Source organism: Streptomyces sp. 7N604, assembly GCF_052245475.1.
GTDB lineage: Bacteria > Actinomycetota > Actinomycetes > Streptomycetales > Streptomycetaceae > Streptomyces.
Window position 1 is genome coordinate 19,330 of the sequence record NZ_JBQQBX010000021.1, and the last position, 21,751, is coordinate 41,080.

Sequence of the window (21,751 nt, forward strand, 5' to 3'; positions counted from 1 at the left end):
CGCGGCGGTTGCAGCGGCCGCTGCCGCCCACCCGACAGCGCGAACGCGCGATGAAGGGCTTCCGCAGCGTTGGCGGAGCGCAACGCTTCTCCCACATCACCCTGGCGAGCCGCTCGGTGTACATCGCGCCCTTCGGCGTTCCCGTACTCCCCGAGGTGTAGACGAGCATCGAGAGGGGATCCTCGTCGTCGCCGGGAATGTACAGCGGCACCTCGGGCAGGACCGCGCCGCAGTCGAGAACTTCCGACAGGGCGACGACCTCCACGTCCCGTCCAGCCTGGGTCAGGCTGTCGCGGGCGCCGGCGAATCGCTCCGCCTGGTCCTCGGCACGCGGGTGACAGTCGAACACGACCAGCCGCTGGACTGAGGGCGTGCGCAGGGACAGCTCGGTCGCGGCGTCCAGTCGCTCGATGCTCGCGGCGACGAGGAACGGCTCAGTCTCCGCCATGATGGACGTCAAGTTCTCGGTCGATGCACTGATCTGCAACGGAACGTTGACGGCGCCCAGATAGCCGCACGCAGGTCTAGTGTCGCGTAGTCCCGGCTCGTGAAGCCGAGGAGGGCCACACGGTCGCCCGCGACGAGAGGGCGCTGCGGGTGGTGGTGCCATTCGCCCGCCACCGCACGGACGCGGCTCCACAGCTGACTGTAGGTGGTCATTTCGTAGCGCGGCAGCAGACGGGCCGAAACGCGCCCGGTCCGGGCGTCCCGCACGAACTCCCTCGCACGCTCACCGACTGCGGGCCGGTCCTGATAGCGCTCAAAGGCATGTGCCATGACTTGCGCGAGTCGCACTGTGATCTCCGCGTCGCATAGTTGGCGGACTTGTCTGGAGACAGTCGGCCTGTCGGCCTGCGGCTTCGCCTCGCCGGGCGTCGCAGGCCGTTTCTCCGGGGCGTGGCGTTCTACGGGCGCTGTGCAGTCAGCGGGTGTTACGGAACCCGGTGCTCCAGGTGGCGATTTCAGCCGGGCCTGTGCACGGATCGGCAAGGGAGCATCACCCCACGCCGGGGTTCGTATAAAGCGTCCCCTCGGACCAGATGTAACGAGTCCCGCCCCACCTGGCCGCTGACTCGACGTCGGGAAAGAAACCCCGTCCCTCAAGGTTGGCGCTCGTGTTGCACAGCACAGGTACTCCGCTGATTTCCGCGTAGGCAGCGAGGATACGGGCGGTGTCGGTGTCCTGAGTGGACGCGATGGTCTGGAGCCGAGCGGTGCCGTCCAGGTGAACGACCGCCGGGACGCGTTCGGCCCAACCGGGCCGCATGCGGTGCTCGAAGATCATGTAGGGGTCGGGCGTGCCGGGGGCGAAGACCTCCGGCGCGCGGTCCTCCAGGCAGATGGGCGCGACGGGCCGGTACGAGGCTCGGTTCTTGATGTCGTTGAGCCGGTCCTTCATCCGGGTGTCGGTCGCGGGCGCCAGGATGCTCCGGTTGCCCAGAGCGCGCGGGCCCAGCTCCGCCCGGCCGGAAAGGACTACCACCGGTTCACCCTCGGCGTGCAGTAGGGCGGCCAGCTGCCGTTCGTCACAGGGCTGCGCCCGCCACCCGTCGGGAAGTGTGCCAGTGGTGATCCGCGGTCCGCTGTAGACATCCCACTCCAGCGCCGTCCGGCCGCGCCGGAACATCTCACAGGCCGCTGTTCCGATCGCCGCCCCCGCGTCGTTGGGGAAGGGCGGGACAAAGACCTCCTGGAAGACCTTGCTGGCCCGAATCGCGGTGTTCCACTTGATGTTGAGCGCGCAGCCGCCGCCGAGCACCAGGTTGTGGCCGCCGTCCGGGAAGCGGCTCCGCACCGCCGTGGTGAGCCGCTCGAGCAGGTTGTGGCCGATGTAGGCCTGATAGGTGGCGATGAGGTCCGCGTTGGACAGGTCCGGCATCAGCTCGTCCCGGTTCGCGGCGACCTTGTCGCCCAGCACGCCCACCTTGTCGACGGGAATGTCGCGGAACTCGGCCATGAGGTCGTCGAAGACGGCGAACGCACCGGTCTCGACCCGGCCTTTGGCCGCGTACGCCATGGCCTTCCCCGCGACGGAGAGGTGTTGGCGGATGTACTTGTCCGACGTAACGTCGTCGGTGTTGAGCAAGTACGGTTCGAACCGCGAGCAGAAGGCCGCGAAGCTGCCTCCGAAGACGGGCATCAGGGCCTCGACGAAGGTGACTTCACGGGTCGCGGCCCGCACCTGGTAGAGGCGTGGCGTGATGATGCCGTCCCAGACCACGGCGAACGCGTCTTCGCCCCTGGCGGCGAACGGGCTTGAGCAGTATGTGCCGATGAGATGGTTGGCGACGTGGGTGTAGCTGGCGTAGTTGTCGAAACCGTGGCCGCTGAAGATGCGGCGTTGCAGCGGCCCGTCGCCGCCAGGGCTCTCGACGTACGGTGCGACCCGGAACTGTACCGGCAGGCCGCCGGCGTTCACCTTGACGGCGGGCTCGCCCGCGGCGTCTTTCGTGTACCAGCCGTCGACCACGAATTGGTCAATGTCAGCGGGTGACAGACCCTCTGCGGCGAGGATCTCAGTCACGCGTTCCAGGTCTCCGAGGGAGCTGTAGCGTTCGCCGTTGTTCAGCTTCTCGATCTCGTAGCTGAAGAGAAGGCGACCACCTTCGATGACGGCAACCCCACCGTCGTGCGATGCCTTAATCCCGCATATGAGCATGTGGTCAGCCACACCTTTCTGGCCGCAGAGCAGCCGGGAATCCGGCAGTCACATCAGAAGGCGGACAGAATCGGGCAACTCGACGCACGTCATGCAGATGCCCTGCCGTCCGACATCGAAAACGAATACGTCACCCACTCCAAAAGGGTTCCTGACGCAATATTCAGGAAGCGTCAGGAAGTACCCTGAACACGTCACACCCCCCAGCGTCCAGGGAATTCCATTCACGCGCCATTAGCGGCAGTTCAGCCGTACCGGCAGTGAGTGGAGCCCGCGAATGATCGTGCTGTTACGCCACCGCAGTTCCTCGGGGTCGACCGCGAGCCTCATGGCGGGGAACGCGTCGAGCAGGGCGTCGAACGCCGCCCGCACCTCCACCCTGGCCAGCGGCGCCCCGAGGCAGTGGTGGATGCCATGTCCGAAGGCCAGATGGCCGCCGTCAGTGGGCCTGCGGACGTCCAGCGAATGCGGATCGCCGAAGCGCTGTGGATCACGATTGGCGGAGGCAATCGCCAGCAGCACGAAGTCGCCGGCCGGGATCTCGACGTCACCAATGGTCAGGGACTCCGTCGCACACCGGAAGGAGGCGTGCTTCAGCGGGCTCTCCAGCCTCAGGAATTCCTCGACCGCGCCGGGGAGGAGGGAACGGTCCTCGCGCAGTGCCTCCCATTGGTCCAGGTTCCGCATCAGGTGGAGCGTGCCGTTGCCCAGGGCGTTGAGGGTGGTCTCGAAACCGGCGATGAACAACAGGTAGGCCATCGAGACCAGTTCGGTCTCGGTCAGCTGGTTGTCGACGTCGTGTGCCGAGACCAAGGCGGCGAGCACGTCGTCAGTGGGCACGCGGCGTTTGCGCTCGATGAGTTCGCCGAGATACTCGACCACCTCGGTCGTGGCGGCGGCGGCCGCTTCGGGGGAGTCGCCGGAGACGAGCGCCTTGGACCAGGACTTGAAGTTCTCCTGCTCCTCGATCGGCACACCCAGCAGCAGACAGATCACCCGGATCGGCAGCGGAAACGCGAAGGCGTCTAGCAAGTCCACCGTGTCGTCGTCCGAGAGGGCATCGATCAGCCCGCCGGTGATCTGCTCGATCTCCGGCCGGAGCACTTCGACAGCGCGGCTGGTGAAGGCCCTGCTCACGAGCTTGCGCATCCGGGTGTGGTCCGGCGGGTCGGAGTTCAGCATGTGGCTGGCAATGACCGGTGAGAAACCGGCACGTCTGTTGTTGTCCGGCTCGTTCTGCGCGAACAGCCTGTCCATCCTGTTCAGATCGGTGCTCAACCGGGGATCCGCCAGTGCGGAGCGCACCGCCTCGTATCCGGTGATGAGCCAGACCGGTTGCCCGCCGCACACGGGGACTCCGGGGGGCATCTTCACCCGGTGCGTCGTGCCTTCGGCGCTGAGCTTTGCGTACACCGAGTAAGGGTCCTGCACGAACGCGTCGTCGAGTTCCAGAGGGGGGGAATCCTGATCCATGGGCGCATCCTCGAAAATGTTGTTGGTTTCACGCGCCGAACGAGGCGTGAGAATTGCCGTGACTTGCGCTCCAGGCCGCGGCATTCACCACTGCGTCCGGCGCCCCGACACCGGTTGCTCCCGGGTTGAACATCTCGGCGACCAGGAAGGCCAGGTCAAGCGCCTGGCCTCCGTTGAGGCGCGGGTCGCACGCCGACTCGTAGCTGCGGTGCAGGTCGTCGAAACCCAGTTCGGCGCCGCCGCCGACGCACTCGGTCACGTCCTCGCCGGTCAGCTCCACGTGCAGTCCGCCGGCGTGGGTGCCGAGCGCCTCGTGCACCTCGAAGAAGCCGGCGACCTCGGCGAGGATGTCGTCGAACCGCCTGGTCTTGTGCCCGCTGGGCGCCTCGAAGGTGTTGCCGTGCATCGGATCGCACACCCACAGCACGGGCGCGCCGGAAGCCGTGACCTTCTCCACGAGCTCCGGCAGCAGGTGCCGCACGCGGTGCGCCCCCATGCGCACGATGAACGTCAGCCGGCCCGGCCGTCGGTCGGGGTCGAGGCGGTCGATCAGGGCCAGCGCCTGCTCGGGCGTGGTGGCAGGGCCCAGCTTCACCGCGATCGGGTTGTCGATGGTCGCGAAGTAGGCGACGTGGGCGCCGTCGAGCTGTCTGGTGCGGTCGCCGATCCACAGCATGTGGCCGCTCCCCGCATACCTTCGGCCGGAACGCGGGTTGTAGCGGGTCAGCGCGGCCTCGTAGTCGAGCAGCAGTCCCTCGTGGCTGGCGAACAACTCCGCGGTGCGCAACGGATCGCCGCCGCCGCACGCGTCTTTGCAGGACAGTGCCTGGCCGATTCGACTGGCGAGTTCGTTGTAGCGTTCACCGGAGGGCGAGCGTGAGACGAAGTCCTGGTTCTCCTTGTGCAGTCGGCGTAGGTCGGTGCCGCCACGGGCAAATGCGCGTATGACGTCCAGGGTGTAGCGCGAAGCGTCGTACATCCGAAGTAGCCGGGCCGGGTCCGGCCGTCGTTCGGCCTGGCTGAAGCCGATGCCGTTCACCGCGTCGCCCCGGTAGACCGGCAGCGTGCGCCCGTCGACGGTCTCGGTCGGACGGGATCGGGGCTTCGCGTACTGCCCGGCCATCCGGCCCACCTTGACCACCGGCACCGCTGACGCGTACGTCAGGATCACGGCCATCTGCTGCAGGAGGCGCAGTTTGCGGTGAATCGCATGCGTCGAGAGACAGTCGAAACGTTCGGCGCAGTCGCCACCCTGCAGCAGGAACGCTTTGCCCTCTGCCGCCTCGGCGAGTCGTGCGGTGAGCGTGTCGCATTCCTGCGGCGTGACCAACGGGAGCAAGGCTGCCAGGTGATCCGCCACGTCGCCGAGCTTGGCCAGGCTCGGCCACTCCGGCCGCTGGTGGGCGACGAGTGTCCGCCAGTGCGCGGCGGCTTCGCCGGTGAGGGTCAACATGATCTCCGTCCGCTTCCCATGGCTCAACGGTGCGGGGCGGTCAGCTCTGGACCATCTCGACGAGGTCGTGGCTGATGCCCAGGTCGTCGAGCAGCAGCTGCAACGGTCCGGTGTCCCGCGCGGGCACGGGACGGGACGCGGCCCACTCCCTCAGCTGACCGGTGTCGATCTCGAAGCCGCCCTGGGCCGCCACGGTCACCCAGGGGTCCAGGTCCGCGGAGCGGAACGCGGTCAGCCCGGTGACGAGTGCTTTGCGGAACGTCCGCTGCTGTGCGCCGTCCAGGTTCCGGTAGAGCGAGCCGCACAACTCGCGGAACACCACCGCGTGTCCGCTCTCGTCCCGCCGGTGCAGATCGGTGGTGATCCGGTTCATCGGCTGGATCTCCTGGGCGGTGCTGAGTGCGGAGAGGAACCCGCTGATCGTCGTCTCGGCGGCCAGGGAGAACGCGATGTCGACGATGTCGCGGTCGAGCCCGGACAGCCCGGTGCGGACCGCGTCCAGTCCCTGGACGACCGACCAGACGCCCGGCGCAAACCGCACGTCCGCCAGGTCGCGCCGCCTGCGGGTGACGCCGACGGCGTTGTGGCACATCAGGATGTGATAGTGCTCATCGATGATCGTCTGGTGCAGGGCGTCGACGGCGAAGTCGTCGCGGCGGACGGGGATCCGTTCCTGGAGCATCAACCGGCAGGCCGGCAGGATGATCTCGTCCTCGATGGCCGCGGTCTTGGCGTTGTACGCGATCCACGCCGCGGACAGGATGCGCTCGCGGGCGTCCCGGTCGAGCCGGTCGGCACCCGGCAGGCCCAGCACCGGGACGAGGTGTTCGGGGAAGTCCGGCAGCGCCGCGTCGAAATGACCGTCGAGGTCGAGCTCGTCCTTCTTGACGGCCACTCGCTTCCCCCAGCGGAGCGTCAACTGCACCAGCAAGTCACGCTCGTACTCGGGCACTTCACGTGCCGTAGTCATCGGGAAACCTCCTTCATGGGTTCACCACAGGAATCAGGGAGGCGCCGGCCGGAACGGCGAGCGCAGCCAGGCGCGACTGCCAGCGCTCGGCCACTGCGGCGTCCGTGTCCTGGAACCGGCCCAGCCCCTCGGTGACCGGCCGGATGCCGTGCAGGGCGTTCAGTGTCCAGACGGGCACGCCGGCGAGATCCGGTGCGGTGGCCTGCTCGGTGACGACCTGGTGCCCTGCCGTACCGGCGAGCTCGCCGAGCAGGGCGCGGGTGATCCCGGGGAGCAGGCCGGGGCCGGGTGATGGCCCGCACAGCATGTCGCCCCGCCACCAGACGATGCTCGTGGACGCCCCTTCGACCACGTGCCCTTCCGTCGAGACCAGCAGCGCCTCGTCAGCTCCCGCCGTGGCCGCGGCAGCGCGCAGGGAAGCCAGGTGGTCCAGGTCGGCGCCCTTGACGGCTGGCAGTCGACGACGGTCGGGTCCCGCCGCGGTCCACAACCGGACGGTCGCGGTGCGCGGTGGCGCGGGGCGCAGCCACATCCGCAGCCGCGTTCCCGACCCGATCTCCACGAGTTCGACGCGAGGAAACCATCGGCCTCGCGCGGGCAACGACTCGGCGACCGCCCGCAGGAACCGGTTCGTCTGTTCCGCTCCCGGTTCGGAGAACCGGTCGCAGGCCGAACCGAAGCGTTCGGCGTGCCGGTCGAGTCCCCGCACCCGCCCCTCGTCCACGAGCCAGGAGTCGATGACCAGCACCGTCCCGGCGGCGTCGGCCGTCGACCATCCGCCATCGGCGTCCCACCACCGGCGGACGCCCGGGGCGGTCGCTGTGCTCATCGCTGTGCTCATCGTTGGGAGCCGCCCACGTCCGACACCGCCGGCGCACGCCAGGCGCGGAGCGACGCTGCCGCCTTGAGCAGCATCTCCTCGTACTCTTCATGCGGGTCGGAGTCGAGCACGATCGCCCCGCCGGCTCCGATGGTCAACCGGTCACCGACGCGGACCGCGGTGCGGATCACGATGTTCAGGTCCGTGCCGCCGGAGAGGCCGAAGTAGCCGAGGGCGCCGGAGTAGACACCCCGGGCCTCCGTCTCCAAGCGGTCGATGATCTCCATGGTGCGCAGCTTCGGCGCCCCGGTCATCGACCCGCCTGGGAAGCACTGCCGGGCGCAGTCCATCGCGCTGACCCCGTCCTTGAGCCGTCCACGAACAGTGGAGACCAGTTGGTGCACGGTCTCGTAGCTCTCGACGGCCAGGTACGGGTCGACCTCGATGCTGCCCACCTCACACACCCGGCCCAGGTCGTTGCGCAACAGGTCGACGATCATCAGGTTCTCGGCCTGAGTCTTGGCGCTCGAGGCGAGGGTGGCAGCCAATTCGGCGTCGCGCACCGCGTCAGCGTCGCGAGGGGCTGTGCCCTTGATCGGCTTGCTGGTGACCGTGCGGTCTCTCTCAATGCGCAGGAACCGCTCCGGCGAGGAGCTGAAGACCGTGACGTCGCCGAGGCGTAAGAGCGCAGCGTACGGTGCCGGGTTCGCCCGGCGCAGCCTCAGGTAGAAGGACGTGTCGTCGTCATGGAACGGCATGTGCAACTTGTTGGTCAGGCAGATCTCGTAGCTCTCGCCCCGGTTCAGCTGCCGTCGACACTCCGTGATGTCCGCCAGGTACTGGCTCCGGCCGCGGCCGAGGTACTCCTCGGCATTCGGGGGCGGGCCGGCGGCAGGTTCGCGCGGCGGCTCGGCGTCGGCCGGGTTCAGGCCCATCAGGAGCGCGGACGTCCGTTCCACCCACTCCTGCGCGTCGCGCCGGGTCTTCTCGTCGTGGACGGCCACCAGGTAGGTCAGTCCCTCCTGATGGTCGACCGCGATGACGCGATCGGCGAACGTCCAGATGGCGTCCGGCGTTTCGGCGGTGTGGCGGGCCGTGGCCCCGCATTCGGCCTTGAGTTCGTAGCCGAAGTAGCCGACGTAGCCGCCGGTCAGGTCGAAGGGCAGGTCCGAGTCGGGGATGCGCCGTTCGCGCAGCCGCTGTTGGAGGACGTCGAACACGCTGCCGGTGACGATGTGGACGCCGTTCGCATCGCGCACTTCCACTGTCCCGCTGCCGGTGCGGTAGGTCAGGACCTCGCTGAGCGGACCTGACGTGTCGCCGAGGAACGAGAACCGGGACAGGCCTTCCTCCACCCGGCTGCTGTCCAGCCAGAAGCAGTACGGGATGTTGTCGAAGAGCTCGAGAAAAATGGCCTCGGAATCGGCAGCGGTCGACACGACCGTGCTGATGATTCCCAGTCCCTCGACCGCGCCGGGCGTGCCGTCGGACAGTGCGGTGACGGTGTCGGTGTCCGGGACGGATGGCCGTTGTCCGTGCTGCGTCCGGCGGGTCAGTTCGGCGAAGTTCTGCAGGATCTCACGCCCGTACTGGGAAGCGATCGACTCGGGGTGGAACTGCACGCCCCACTGCGGCAGATCGCGGTGACGCAGCGCCATGAGCACACCGTCGTCTGCCCACGCGGTGGCGACGAGTTCCTCGGGCAGGGGCTCCTGCACGCACAGCGAGTGGTAGCGAACCGCGACGAATTCACGCGGAATTCCGGCGAACAGCGGATCTCCCTCGTGGGAGACCTTGGCGAGGTGCCCGTGTTTCGGTTCGGGCGCGGCGACCACCGACGCTCCGGCCAGGTGCGCGATCATCTGATGGCCGAAGCAGACGCCCAGCACGGGCAGCGTGGTGCGGCGCAGCAGGTCGCCGAGGAGGCCGACGTCGCGGGGGTTCTGCGGCCGTCCAGGGCCGGGTGAGACCACGATGTTGCCGAAGTTCTCCAGCCGCAGGCTGGACAACATCGGATCGTCGTTGACCATGACGACCGGCTCCTGGCCGTTGATGTCGGCGATCAACTGGTACAGGTTGAAGGTGTACGAGTCATAGTTGTCCAGCAACAAGGTACGCATCATGGACCGTCCAAGATTTTCCAGAGCGCCTGGACGTCGCCCGGTTCCAAGGTGATCCCGAAGATCTCCTCGGGAGCGGAAAGCATTTCGCCCACATTGAGTTCCCGGAAGGTCGCCGGCTCTGCAGAACGTATTTCCGTGAGAGTGCTGCCGGCGAGGACGTGCCTCACTTCGGGCTGTGTGCGCTGGAGGACCATCCGGTGGTTGAACGGCGAGCGCGGATGCGTGAGGCAGAAGTGGTTGAGGAGCTCGAAGTCCGACGGATAGCGCACGTCCGTGGTGAAGCCGTAGAGCTCCGCCGGTCCCTCCGGCCGCAGGAACCGCAGCACGTGTTCACCGGTCGGCTCTCGCACGAGATCGAACGACCAGTCGCCGTCCAGCCGCGCGTTCTCCGCGAGCTGGATCGGCTCGTGCGGCCCGTAGCCACCGAAACTCACGTCGTGGAGCCAGCGTTCGCCGTCGAGCTCCACGCACAGGGCCACGTGCAGGGCCGGCCCGAACTTGCTCCCGGTGCGGATCCGCGTCCTGCCGGCGAACGCCGTGAACGTGAACCCGATGCGGTCCAGCACGGCCGCCATCAGCACGACCTGTTCCAGACACCAGCCGCCGCGGCCCTGCCGCACGATCTTCTCCTGGACGCTGTCCAGGTCCAGCGGCACCGTCGGCCGCCTGAGCACCGCGTCGAGGTTGTCGAAGGCGATCGCGTCGACGTGGGCGGCGTGCAGGCCCCGCAGCGTGGAGAGGTCCGGAGCCACGTCGCCCTGGTAGCCCACGCGGGTCAGGTAGGCGTCCAGGTCGACGCCGCTCCCCTGCCACATCGAATCTGTCACACGTAGCTCATCGTTCATGTGAACTGCCCGGCGATCACGGCCGCGAGAATGATCCAGCCGAAGTAGGTGTTGGCGACAAAGGCGTCCCAGCACGATGTCGGATCATCCAGGTCCACACGTACGAGCAGATAGGACAAAAAGATTCCCGCGAGCATGACGATCAGGTAGAACGCCCACCCCATCGGCGTCTGGGAACCGGCCCACAGCACGCCGCCGACGCTGAGCACGGCGAAAATCGCCAGCCACGCCTTGGTGGCCTGGCCGAACAGCAGAGCGGAAGACCTGACACCGATGTTCCGGTCGTACTCCTTGTCCTGATGGGAGTAGATCCCGTCGTGAATCAGGGTCCAGAAGGCCCCGCAGGCGTACAGGCAGTACGCCGCAAGCGGGTAGTCGACGCTCCCGGTCACCGCCGTCCAGCCGATCAGCACGTAGACGCTCATCACCAACGCCAGGAACGCCGAGGGCCAGAAGAAGATGCGCTTCATGTAGGGGTACGCGACGATCAACGGGTACGAGGCCCCGGCGACCAGGGCCGTCTCCACGTTCGCCACCGCCAGGACCAGCAGTGCGACCACGGCCTGTGCGGCGGCGAACAGGAGTGCGTTCCCGACGCTGATCGTCCCCGACGCGACAGGACGCGACACGGTGCGGGCGACTCGGGCGTCGATGTCCCTGTCGACCACATCGTTGACCGCGCAGGCCGCGCCGCGCACCAGCACCGCGGCGACAGCGAGAACCACCACCGCCAGCAGGTCTGGTCGTTGCCCGGAGGCGAGGACGGCAGCCCACAGCCCTGGAAGCAGGTAGAGCACGTACCCCGTAGGCCTGTCCAGTCGCATCAACTTGAGATATGCGCGGACCGAATCCGGGCTCTTCGTGACTACGCCTGTAGATATTTTGTACAGCATCAGGATCCAATCACCATGTCACCGGAAGTTGGATCAACCCGCCGATCAGCGTGTTGTGGCGCAGCCTCAGCTCCTCTACACCAACAGCCAGACGCATGGTCGGGAATCGTGCGACGAGCTGGGTGAGCACCACCTGCAGCTGCATCCGGGCCAGCATCGCGCCGACGCAGGAGTGCGCACCGTGCCCGAACATGAGGCTGCCCGTGGTGTTGCGAGTGACATCGACCCGGCCGGCGTCGGCAAAGACCGTCTCGTCGTGGTTGGCCGCGATGATGTTCAGCAGCACGAAGTCGCCGGTCCGGATGGTGACTCCGTCGATCTCGAAGTCCGTGAGCGCGTAACGGGGCATGCCGCCGTTGTGCGGGTTCGGCATCGACATCCGCAGGGTTTCCTCAACCGCGCCGGGGATGAGACTCGGGTCGTGCAGCAACGCTTGCCACTGCTCGGAGTTGGCCAACAACAGCAACACACAGGTGCCGATCCGGGCCACCGTGGTCTCATAACCACCGAACAGCAACAACGCCGTCAGCCCGATGACCTCGTTGTCGTTGATCCCCTCGGTCGCGCAGATCCTGGAGATCACGTCATCGCCCGGATTTTGCCGTTTGTCAGCGACAAGTTGCCTGCAATAGCCGAACAACTCGCCCAGCCCTTGTTTGGACCTGACCGGGTCCTCGACGTTGGCTGCGTCCTGGGTCCAGGTGCCGAACTGGTCCTTGTCCTCCTGGAGCACGCCCAACCACTCGCACATCACCTGAATCGGCAGCGGCAGCGCCAACGCCTGGAGCAGGTCCACCGGTGGCTTCTGCCCGGCCAATCCGTCCAGGAGTTGCCCTGTCAGTTTTTCGACGCAGGGCCGCAGCGCCAGCATCCGCTCGGGTGAGAAGTGAGGCTCCAGCAGCGCACGCAACCGAGCATGGTCGGTGGCGAAGCCGCCCAGCAGGTTGGCGAGAAGCGCCGACCCGCTGTCCTTCGCCGCGGCCTCCGGATCGGGATGGGAGCGGCCGAGCCGGTCATCGTCGAGCAACTGCCTCACCCGGGCATGACCGGTGACCAGCCACGCCTCGTCGCCCTCGGCAGTACGAACCCGATGGACCGCGCCCTGGGATTGGAGCGTGCGCAGCCCTGGCGCGAGTTGCAGCACATTCGTCTGCTCGAAAGGCAGTTGAGCCGGGGTACTCACTGACGACCTCCGCCGGAATCGAGGTTCAGACCGCCTTGTCGAAGACGATCACGATGTACCGGAGCTCGTCGCACCGGTGTTCGTCGAGGAACGAGGAAGGCCGACCCGCCGTCCAGCCCGCTCGCGATGGACAGAAGGTCGCCCTGCGCCAGGTTGATCGGATCCTGGGTCCTGGTCACGTAGCGGGCCCGCGCCAGGCGCTCGAACTCGCCGCGGACGACGGGCGCGGCCGGGTTGTCGTGGGCGCTGGCCATGATCATGTGCTCCGATCCGGATGCCGTCCCTGCCGGGAGTCACGGGTCATGCCGTGCGATTGACGATGCGGTCGAACAAGGTGGTCAGTTCGGCGGACGCGGCCGGGGACAGCTCGGCTCGTCCGAGGTGCTCCAGAGCCGAGTCGAGATGGCCCCGGGACCGCTGCTCGGCCGTGTGACGGCCGCCGGACTCCTCGACTAGGCCGGCCATCTCCTGCAAGTGCGCCGCCGTGGTGCGTTCGGCGTGCCACAGCCCGCGCAGTCGCTCGCTGACCGGGCTGTCGGCGGACAACGCCGCCAGCACCGGAAAAGACGGGTTGCGCCGCTGGATGTCGCCCCGGACGGGCTTGCCGGTCACCGCGGGGTCGCCCCAGATGTCCTCGACGTCGTTGAAGATCTGAAAGGCGAGGCCCAGATGCCTGCCCGCACCGCGCAGGGCAGCCAGGACGTGCTCCGGTTTGCCCGCCCGCAGTGCAGGCGTCACCAGTGCGCACTCCAGCAGAGCGGACGTTTTCTCCTCCACGATTCGGTCGTACTCCGCGATGCCGGCGCCCGAACCCAGCCGGACGGTGAGCTCGCGAGACTGGCCCGCGAGAACCAGACGGAGGGCTTCGGCGAACACGCTGGAGATTTCCGCACGGCCGGGGCCGGGGTCGTCGACGACCGTCTGCAGCCCAAGAGCCTGCAAGGCGTCCCCGGCCAGGATGGCCAGACTGGCGCCGAACACCTTCCACGCGGCTGGACGGCCGCGACGCAGCTCGTCCGCGTCGATGATGTCGTCGTGGATCAGGGTCGCGTTGTGCAGCAACTCCAGTGCTGCCGCCTGGGACCGCACGTCCTCCGGCCGCAGGCCGACTCCATCAGCCGCCGCCATCATGAGCGCGGCGCGGGTCAGCTTGCCGCCCTCTGCACTGCTTGGGTCACCGTGTTCGTCGATGAAGCCGAGGTGGTAGGAGCAGATCCGGTCCAGGGTCGGCTCCAGCACGGAAACCTGCTGCCGCATAACGGGCAATACCGTGGACTGCACCATCCTCGGCGACAGGAGGGCTTGGAGCCCGGTCGACGAGGTGTCGAGTGTGCTCATCGGGATTCTCCTCCGGTCGCACGCCTTCCCGATTCCTGGTCAGACCTACGCACATGGTGTTCGCGAATTGAACCACTGAAAACTCATCGCTGCCTTGGATATGTTGCGTACATATCTCCTCAGCCTTTGCCCCAATTCGCCGCGCGGTGAAAACTCGGCGAACTGTCGATGACGAAGGCTTGCGCGAGGCTAATAATCACCCGTCATCACCGCAGGTAAATATACAGACGACTCCCGATCTACGCGCAATCGGAATCTGGAGTGATGCCCCGGGAATTTAGGTGGTAGTTCCGATCGCTATCCTGTAACGACCTCTCCTGTCGTGTCAACAACGCGGCGTGAGTATGTTCGACTTTAGGGAAATCCCCAAAGAAGACGGGGTAAGGCCTGGACGGCCTGGACTTGGACTATTCTGCGGGTTGGTGGCTGCTGGGCGGCACAAGGCCGTGTTCGAGTCCGGCTATTAAGCCGGCATCCAACGGCAGACAAGACTTCCTGAGAGGGACTCGAGTCCTGCTGACCGGCGGGATGCCCTGTTCGGCAACGCAAAGCCAGCCGGACACGCGGATCACGAGGAAGTCGAGGGTACCTACGGGCACGCTCCCGACCAGACGATCATCATCGAGACGGTTGCCGACGCGGAGGCACTGGACCTTCCTCCCGACACACCACGGAAATGGAACGGCGATGAACTGCCGCGCTTCGACCGGGTCGGCCGCACCAAGTCAGCGCCGGGAATGGTTCACTGAAAGCTTGAGAGGCGAAATGGCTATATTGGCTGATTCTGGGCAATTACATGAAGGCAGGCCGTTCGACCCGTATGGCGCACATCGCGACGACCCGTACTCATTCCTCGCCGACATCGGAGATGCGGAGCCGGTGTTCTACGCCCCTTTGCTCGACGCGTGGTGCGTCACCCGGCGCGAGGACATGGTTGCCGTGCTGCGGGACGACCGAAGCTTCTCGGCGCGCGACCACAACCCCCGCCCCGCGGTCGCGTTGCCCGAGGACGTGAGTCGGATGTTCCGCACCTGGCGCGGCGCTGGTGCTCTAGCCGTCGGCTCACTCGACCCTCCCGAGCACGCCAGGATCAGAGAAGTGCTCAACATCGGGTTCACGCCGGCCAGGGTCAGGGCGTTCGAACCCACCATGCGTGAGATCGCCACCGATTGCGTCGAGCGTGCTGCGGTCGCGGCGGAGTTCGACTTCATCACGACGTTCGCCATTCCGTACGCCCTCGAGGTGATCTGCCGGCGCCTTGGGATCCCGGACGAATACCTCGACCGCTGCCGCACGTGGTCCGAGCAACGCATCGAACTCATGATGTTGCAGCGTTACACCGATCCTGACCGGCTGCGTGAATGTGCCCGCGGGCTGATGGACTTCGGAGCGTTCTCCCGATCACTCGTTCAGGAGCGTCTCGCCTCACCGCAAGACGACCTGATCAGTGAACTGCTCCACGACGGCAAGGCAGGCCACACGCTCACCGCCGACGAGGTTTCTGTCCATATCCCCACACTGATCTTCGCGGGACACATGACCTGTGCCGAGGCGCTTGGCACGATCCTCTTCCAGCAGCTTCAGTCACCCGGCGGCTGGGCCGAGGTGGTCGACGGGACGATCGCCACACGGGACCTTGTCGAGGAGGGGTTGCGGTTCGACAGTCCGCTGGCGGGCATGTACCGGACCGCGGTCCGTGACGTAGTGGTCGGCGACGTCCACCTGGCCGCGGGGAGCCGGCTACTTCTGCTGTACGGAGCGGCCGGCCGGGACCGTCGCTCCCACACATGTCCGGCCGGGTTCAGTCCAGGCAGTGGGTCTGCCACGCATCTCGCGTTTGGGCACGGCATCCATTTCTGCCTCGGAGCCGGATTCGCCCGCCTGGAACTGGAGATCGCGATACAGGCCATCGCCACCAGGATGCCAGGTCTGACTCTGGCACCGGGGCTGCCGCCACGTCACCGGCCAGTGTTTCCGCTTCGGGCGTTGAGCGAGTTGCGGGTGCGGGTCTGTCCAGCCAACGGCCCTGACTCACATTCGGTGGTGACGGAGAGTTGAAGCTTCCCCTTGTGACTGGACACCTGGAGACTGGGACATGAGGTTCCAGAGGAAGTAGTGCCAGGTGGGTAATCAGTATTCGAAGCGGTATTCGGAGGAGTTCAAGCGAGACGCGATCGCGTTGGCGCGTTCCTCCGACAAAAGGCAGAGTGCCGAGCAGCAGAAGACGATCGAGATCCTGAAAAAAAGCGGCGGCCCTCTTCGCCGAGGACAGCGACCGGTGAGCGAGGTCTACCAGTTCGCCGCTGCGGAGAAGGCCGTCTACCCGGTGGCCCTGCTGTGCCATGTCCTGGGCGTGGTCCGCTCCTCGTTCTACGCCTGGCTGGAGGCGGAGGAGGCCAGACAGGCCGGGACGCGGGCGGATGACGCGCTTGCCCATGAGATCACCGTGATTCACCTGGCCTCGAAGGAGGCCTACGGTATCCCGCACGTGCACGCCGAGCTGCGGCGGCTGGGCCGGACGGTCAACCGCAAGCGAGTGGAGCGGGTCATGCGCGAACGCGGGATCGCCGGCGTCACGCGCCGAAGACGCCGTTCGCTGCCCATCCAGACAAGCAGGCACCCGGCCCCGGACCTCTCGGCCGTGACTTCACCGCCGCCCGGCCCGGCACCCGGCTGGTCGGGGACATCACGTACCTGCCCACCCAGGAGGGTCGGTTGTATCTGGCCTGCTGGCTGGACCTGGCCACCCGCGAGGTCAGCGGCTATGCGATGGCCGACCACCACCGCGCGGCCCTCGTGGTCGGATGTTTTCGAGTCGCATCACGTTTGACGACGAGCATGCCTGCGCCACGTAAGCGCAGGATTCCGATCAAGAAGTCGTCGCTCGGTAAATACTGCCACATTACGCGAGGTGGTCCCCCTGACGACCAGCCGACTCTTACCCGAAGAGCCCCGACAACATCAGCTGTCAAAGAAATCAGCGATTTCCGTCCTCGCCGCCGCGGACCCCGGGGGCCTGGACACCATCCATCCGCTACCGCCGAGTCGGCGCTGGACGCCACCGAGGTCTCTGCGGCGCCTGATGGGTCCGGTGGCTGCGGTGGTTCTCTGGTACGTCCTCAGCGTCACCGGCGTGGTGTCCACCGCCGTCCTGTCGTCCCCGGTGGACGTCGTCCGGGCCGGATGGGAGATGATCGCCAGCGGCGAGTTGCCGAGCGCGATCGGCACTTCGGTCGTCCGAGTCCTGTACGGCTTCCTGTTTGGCTCTACGACGGCGGTCGCCCTCGCTCTGATCGCCGGCCTGTTTCGTCTCGGAGAGGACCTGGTCGACTCGTCGGTCGGTATGTTCCGTACCATCCCCTTCGCCGGTTTGGTGCCGCTCTTTGTCGTGTGGTTTGGCATCGAGGAGACCCCGAAGATCGCCCTGGTCGCCCTGGGCGTCGGCTTTCCGCTGTATTTCAACCTTTACGGCGCCATACGAGCCGTTGACAGTCAGCTCATCGAAGCCGGCGGCATTCTGGGGCTGAACCGTCTCGGCCTGATTCGGCACGTGATTCTGCCGGGATCGCTGCCTGGAACCCTGGTCGGCCTGCGGCTATCCCTGGGCACCGCCTGGCTCGCGCTGGTCTTCGCCGAGCAGCTCAACGCCGACGCCGGCATCGGGCATCTGATGGCCCTTGCCCAGCAGAGCTTCCGCACCGACGTTCTGATCATGTGCCTGGCCACCTACGCGTCTCTCGGAATGGTCGGCGATGGCATCGTCCGCGTACTCGAGCGCCTGTTGTTGTCATGGCACACCTCATTCGACGGAGCGTGACGTCGCCATGATCGAAAACCAGATCGCGCTCGCCGACGACCGGGCACCGCAGGCCACGCACGTCGAAGTGCACAATCTGACCAGGCGTTTCGACGACCGTACCGTGCTCGACCAACTGGACCTGGACCTGTCGGCGGGAGAGTTCGTCGTGATGCTCGGCGCCAGCGGCTGCGGCAAGAGCACACTCCTGCGGATCCTCGCCGGGCTGGACCGGGAGTTCGAGGGGAGTGTCGCGGTGCCGGAACGCCGGGCCATTGCCTTCCAGGCTCCCCGGCTGATGCCCTGGAAACGGGTCTGGCGCAACGTGGTGCTCGGGTTGCCCGGCCGACCGGGCCGGCAGCTCGCCGAGTCGTACCTCGAAGAAGTCGGGCTGGCCCGGCACGCCGAGGCATGGCCCAAGACGCTCTCCGGCGGTGAGGCGCAGCGGGTGTCGCTGGCCCGCGCCCTGGTCCGTGAACCTCAACTCCTCCTGCTCGACGAGCCGTTCGGCGCCCTCGACGCCCTCACCCGGGTGAAGGCTCAGCGTCTGGTCGCCCAGCTCTGGCAGAAGCACGGTTGCACGGTGCTGCTGGTCACGCACGACGTCGAAGAGGCGCTCCTGCTCGCCGACCGCGTGGTGGTGATGCGTGACGGGGTGATCAGCCGCGAGGTCCGCGTGGACCTGTCGCGCCCTCGGGACATGACCGCCCCCGAGTTCGTCGAGCTGCGCTCCCAATTGCTCGCATGGCTGGGCGCTCTGGAGCCCCACTAGGGCCTGTATTTCCTCGATTTTTTGATCAAGAAAGGACTGAATCATGCGTAGAATGACTCGTTTCCTGAGCTGTGTGACGGCTATTGCGATGGCCGTGGGACTCGCCGGTTGCGGTTCCGCCAGTGAAGCCCCCACCGAGTCGTCCTCGCTGTCCGGCGTCACCCTGACGCTCGGCGATCAGGGCTTCCTGAAGCCCCTGGTTGAAGTGGCGGGCGCACTCAAGGGGGCGCCATACAAAGTCAAATGGGCGGAATTCCAAGCAGCACCTCCGATGTTCGCCGCACTCCAGGCCGGACAGATCGACACCACCTACGGCGGCGACTCCACGACTCTCCAGGCCATGGGGAACGGAAGCGCGCTGAAGTTGGTGTCCGGTATCCAGACCAACGGCTCCGCTGTGGCGATCGTGGCGCACAAGAGCTCGTCGGTTCGCTCGATCGGTGATCTGAAGGGCAAGACGGTGGCGGTGTCGCCGGCCGAGGGCTCCCTGGCCGACTACCTCCTCTACCGTGCCCTGAAGGACGCCGGGCTGGCTCCCGACGACGTCGAGACCAAGTACCTGCTCCCTGCTGCGGGCCAGTCCGCGTTCAGTTCCGGGCAGGTCGAGGTGTGGGCCACCATCGCCCCCTTCACGGTGATGGCGCAGAAGAGCGGCGCTCGCATGCTCGTCGACGGCACCGACGGTCGGACGAGCGGCCTCACTCTCATCGCGGCGTCGTCCAAGAGCCTCGACGATCCGCAGAAGAAGGCGGCCCTCGCCGACGTCCTCGCCCGGATCCGAAAGGCGATGATCTGGTCCCGCGCCCATACCGACGAGTGGGCCGAGGCGCTAGCCTCCGCCAGCGGGATGGAGATCCCGCTCGCCAAGCTGGTGATCTCCCTGACGCCGCAAAATCTGATACCGCTGGACGCGAACACCGTGAGCAAGATCCAGACGGTCGCGGACACCATGTACGAGGCCAAGTGGCTGACTCGTAAGATCACCGCCGCCTCAGCCGTGGACGCCGGCGTCGTCAAAGCGAAGTCCGGCGGATCCGACACGCAGACCGACGCTTCCCCCACGCGAACGTAGCCAGACTGGGCTGGGCGCTCGCTCCAGCACTCAGTGTTGTCGGTCGACGAGAAGACGCAGGTGCAGGCTCTGGACCGGACCGAGCCGGTGCTGCCGGTGAACGTTCGCGGCCACCGACAAGCGCACTCACGACTACGTCCGGCACGGCATGGCACCACGAACCTGTTCGCCGCGCTGAACGTCACGACCGGTGAAGTGCTGGGCGAGTGCAAGCCCAGCCGGGAAGGGCGCGAACTTCCTGGCGTTCCTGAAGAAGGCCGTCAAACCGCATGCAGGGAAGGAGATCCATGTCGTCCTGGACAACCTGTCCACGCATACCACCCCGGACGCGAAGGCGTGGCTGCCGACGAACCCGCACGTCCACTTCCGTTTCACCCCCGTGGGGTCCTCGTAGTTGAACCAGATCGAGATCTGGTTCGGGATCATCACCCGGCAGTCCATCCGCCGTGGCACGTTCTCCAGTGTCAATGTCCTGGCCTATCAGATCCGCGACTACATCGACTCCTGGAACGAGAAAGCGAAACCCTTCACCTGGACCGCCACCGCCACCGCCGACGAGATCCTCGGCAAGGTCCGACTCATCCAGACCAGCGTAAAGAAAATCATCAACAATAACTCGAAGCAACATAATCAGCATCACGATATACGAGTCAGGCAGATAGATCGCTGATGAACAATGAATTGCTGGAGAGCGACTCCGAGGATGATTGGCAAGAAGACTCTGAAGTAAACCGAAGTCTACCGATCATCATAGCTCTCGTGACCGCTCTGGTGGAATCCCGAGTGCCTCTCATCGTCAAAGCGATAGAGGACTGGGACGAAGCGGATCGACGAGAGATTGAGCGCCTTTCCCTCAAGGTGTCTCTCAGGGTCAACGAGTTGGTGGAATCCCGGAACGATTCACCGGTGGACCGCAGAGTCATCCGCGGTTCCTCGACCGCGCTTCACCGACGCACCAAGGGCTCTGGCCAGGAAAAGGCCAAGAAGACCGCACCTCAAGCCAGGTTGCTGATCTTCAGCCTTCTTGCGGGTGTACTTCTGTCGTCCCTTGACCAAACCATCGTGATCACGGCAGTGCCCAACATCGTCAGCGACGTCGGTGGGATCGACAAACAGTCATGGCTGGTAACCACGTACGTCCTGGCGGCCACGGTCGTGGCCCCGCTGTGGGGAAGGACGTGCGATGCCTACGACCCGAGGCTCGTGTTCCGCGGCGCCATCACCATCTTCATCGCGGGGTCTCTGCTGGCCGGACTGAGCCAGAACATAGAGCAACTGATCCTCTTTCGGGGACTGCAGGGGGCCGGTGGAGGCGGACTGCTGACCATCGCACTGATCATCGTAGGGAAGGCCCTTCCCCCCGGTGAACGGGCTCGCTACGGCGGCTACTTCGGAGCCATCTTCGGGGTGTCCGGCGCGATCGGGCCGACACTCGGCGGCGTGCTCGCCGACAGTGCCCTCGGCTGGCGATGGATCTTCTACATCAATGTGCCGATCGGTGTCGCCTCGCTGGCTCTCACGTTTTTCTCGGGACGGATTCCGGTCGAGCGCAAGCCGTTGCGCACCGATTACCTCGGAGCTGTGACAACGGTCATCGGAACCACGTCGCTCATGCTGTACATAGACTGGCGGAGCGTTGACTACGGATGGGCCGATCCGCTCGGCCTCCTACTGCTGGCGCTATTCCTGGCGATGATTCCGGTCTTCGTCATGGTGGAACGCAGGGCGGCGGACCCGATCTTCCCCATGCACCTTTTACGGGATCAGACCTTCGCCCTCGGCTGCATCAACGGCTTCCTGATCTTCGGCGTTGTGCTCGGAGTCACCAGCAATCTGCCGTCGTATCTCCAGTTCGTCCTCGGGGTGTCTCCCGCAGGGTCTGGCGCGGCGGCCCTCCCACTGGCTGCCGGCATCTTCATCATGTCGCTCGTCTCCGGCAGGATGGTCAGCCGCACCGGAAAGTACAAGAGAATCACCATCATCGGCGCGGCAACGACAGTCGTCGCGGTAGCAATCCTGGCGATCGCTCCCGGCGATGCTTCTCTCGTGACGGTGCTCGCCTGCCAGGCCATGATCGGCGTCGGCCTCGGCCTGACGAGCCAACCGCTCAATACCGCGATCCAGAACTCGGTCGAGCCGGGCGACCTGGCGGCCGCCACCAGTTCCTCGCAGTTCGCCCGGCAGCTCGGCTCGGCCATCTGCACAGCGGTCCTCGGCGCGGTCTTCTCGAGCCGGCTCGTCCAGTACCTGTCCCAACTGCCCACCGACGGAGGCGGCGCCGAGGCCTCCCCGCCGGACCTCGGGGCCATCCAGCAGATGCAGGAGCTGCTGCAGACGATGACCTACCAGGCGTT

Annotated in this window: 17 protein-coding genes and 4 pseudogenes; 9 read left to right on the forward strand and 12 right to left on the reverse strand. The window is 66.2% G+C overall.

The genetic code is table 11. From position 1 onward, the window contains the following. Positions 1 to 169: 169 nt before the first annotated feature. The 12 genes and pseudogenes from ACTWP8_RS22990 to ACTWP8_RS23045 all read right to left on the reverse strand — a co-directional run. Positions 170 to 610: pseudogene (locus tag ACTWP8_RS22990) on the reverse strand (hypothetical protein); the annotation flags it as partial. A 387-nt stretch (positions 611 to 997) separates the two neighbouring features. Next, the gene (locus tag ACTWP8_RS22995) at positions 998 to 2,659 is read right to left on the reverse strand and encodes a carbamoyltransferase N-terminal domain-containing protein (RefSeq protein WP_443324042.1); all 1,662 of its coding nucleotides are present in this window, start codon (positions 2,657 to 2,659) and stop codon (positions 998 to 1,000) included. Between the two features lie 234 nt (positions 2,660 to 2,893). Beyond that, positions 2,894 to 4,132, reverse strand: a complete 1,239-nt coding sequence (locus ACTWP8_RS23000) for a cytochrome P450 family protein (RefSeq protein WP_443324043.1) — start codon at positions 4,130 to 4,132, stop codon at positions 2,894 to 2,896. A 28-nt stretch (positions 4,133 to 4,160) separates the two neighbouring features. Then, positions 4,161 to 5,585, reverse strand: coding sequence for a class II 3-deoxy-7-phosphoheptulonate synthase (locus tag ACTWP8_RS23005; protein ID WP_443324044.1), 1,425 nt, complete (start codon positions 5,583 to 5,585; stop codon positions 4,161 to 4,163). A gap of 40 nt (positions 5,586 to 5,625) precedes the next feature. Then, positions 5,626 to 6,555, reverse strand: coding sequence for an AurF N-oxygenase family protein (locus ACTWP8_RS23010; protein WP_443324045.1), 930 nt, complete (start codon positions 6,553 to 6,555; stop codon positions 5,626 to 5,628). A gap of 13 nt (positions 6,556 to 6,568) precedes the next feature. Next, complete coding sequence (locus tag ACTWP8_RS23015; RefSeq protein ID WP_443324046.1) at positions 6,569 to 7,384, reverse strand: aminotransferase class IV; 816 nt, start codon at positions 7,382 to 7,384, stop codon at positions 6,569 to 6,571. An 8-nt stretch (positions 7,385 to 7,392) separates the two neighbouring features. Further along, positions 7,393 to 9,495, reverse strand: coding sequence for an aminodeoxychorismate synthase component I (pabB, locus tag ACTWP8_RS23020; RefSeq protein WP_443324158.1), 2,103 nt, complete (start codon positions 9,493 to 9,495; stop codon positions 7,393 to 7,395). Next, positions 9,495 to 10,325 carry an arylamine N-acetyltransferase family protein gene (locus ACTWP8_RS23025; RefSeq protein ID WP_443324047.1) on the reverse strand — a complete coding sequence of 277 codons (831 nt, stop codon included), beginning with the start codon at positions 10,323 to 10,325 and terminating at the stop codon, positions 9,495 to 9,497. Before ACTWP8_RS23025 ends, pabB begins: the two co-directional genes overlap by 1 nt. A gap of 14 nt (positions 10,326 to 10,339) precedes the next feature. Further along, complete coding sequence (locus tag ACTWP8_RS23030; RefSeq protein ID WP_443324048.1) at positions 10,340 to 11,167, reverse strand: 4-hydroxybenzoate octaprenyltransferase; 828 nt, start codon at positions 11,165 to 11,167, stop codon at positions 10,340 to 10,342. A gap of 79 nt (positions 11,168 to 11,246) precedes the next feature. Then, positions 11,247 to 12,419: a cytochrome P450 gene (locus ACTWP8_RS23035; RefSeq protein WP_443324049.1), complete on the reverse strand. Its 1,173-nt coding sequence runs from the start codon at positions 12,417 to 12,419 to the stop codon at positions 11,247 to 11,249. Continuing rightward, positions 12,416 to 12,679, reverse strand: a complete 264-nt coding sequence (locus ACTWP8_RS23040) for a hypothetical protein (RefSeq protein WP_443324050.1) — start codon at positions 12,677 to 12,679, stop codon at positions 12,416 to 12,418. The genes ACTWP8_RS23035 and ACTWP8_RS23040 overlap by 4 nt, the downstream gene beginning before the upstream one ends. 40 nt (positions 12,680 to 12,719) lie before the next feature. Continuing rightward, the gene (locus ACTWP8_RS23045; protein WP_443324051.1) at positions 12,720 to 13,757 is read right to left on the reverse strand and encodes a polyprenyl synthetase family protein; all 1,038 of its coding nucleotides are present in this window, start codon (positions 13,755 to 13,757) and stop codon (positions 12,720 to 12,722) included. 687 nt (positions 13,758 to 14,444) lie between these two features. Here ACTWP8_RS23045 and ACTWP8_RS23050 point away from each other — a divergent pair. The 9 genes and pseudogenes from ACTWP8_RS23050 to ACTWP8_RS23090 all read left to right on the forward strand — a co-directional run. Beyond that, entirely contained in the window at positions 14,445 to 15,815 is a 1,371-nt protein-coding gene (locus ACTWP8_RS23050; RefSeq protein WP_443324052.1) for a cytochrome P450, read from the forward strand. A 295-nt stretch (positions 15,816 to 16,110) separates the two neighbouring features. After that, a pseudogene (locus tag ACTWP8_RS23055) lies at positions 16,111 to 16,335 on the forward strand (IS3 family transposase); the annotation flags it as partial. Between the two features lie 62 nt (positions 16,336 to 16,397). Beyond that, positions 16,398 to 16,523, forward strand: a pseudogene (locus ACTWP8_RS23060) (hypothetical protein); the annotation flags it as partial. A gap of 334 nt (positions 16,524 to 16,857) precedes the next feature. Continuing rightward, positions 16,858 to 17,574, forward strand: a complete 717-nt coding sequence (locus ACTWP8_RS23065) for an ABC transporter permease (protein ID WP_443324053.1) — start codon at positions 16,858 to 16,860, stop codon at positions 17,572 to 17,574. Positions 17,575 to 17,581: 7 nt separating this feature from the next. Then, a complete protein-coding gene (locus ACTWP8_RS23070) occupies positions 17,582 to 18,325 on the forward strand; it encodes an ABC transporter ATP-binding protein (RefSeq protein ID WP_443324054.1) in 744 nt (247 codons plus the stop codon). A gap of 73 nt (positions 18,326 to 18,398) precedes the next feature. After that, the gene (locus ACTWP8_RS23075) at positions 18,399 to 19,397 is read left to right on the forward strand and encodes an ABC transporter substrate-binding protein (protein WP_443324055.1); all 999 of its coding nucleotides are present in this window, start codon (positions 18,399 to 18,401) and stop codon (positions 19,395 to 19,397) included. Between the two features lie 190 nt (positions 19,398 to 19,587). Then, positions 19,588 to 19,791 (forward strand): transposase, encoded by a 204-nt coding sequence (locus ACTWP8_RS23080; protein WP_443324056.1) that lies wholly within the window; start codon positions 19,588 to 19,590, stop codon positions 19,789 to 19,791. Further along, a complete protein-coding gene (locus ACTWP8_RS23085) occupies positions 19,792 to 20,067 on the forward strand; it encodes a hypothetical protein (RefSeq protein ID WP_443324057.1) in 276 nt (91 codons plus the stop codon). After that, a pseudogene (locus ACTWP8_RS23090) lies at positions 20,067 to 21,584 on the forward strand (MDR family MFS transporter); the annotation flags it as partial. The gene ACTWP8_RS23085 and the pseudogene ACTWP8_RS23090, both read left to right, overlap by 1 nt. Positions 21,585 to 21,751 lie beyond the last annotated feature (167 nt).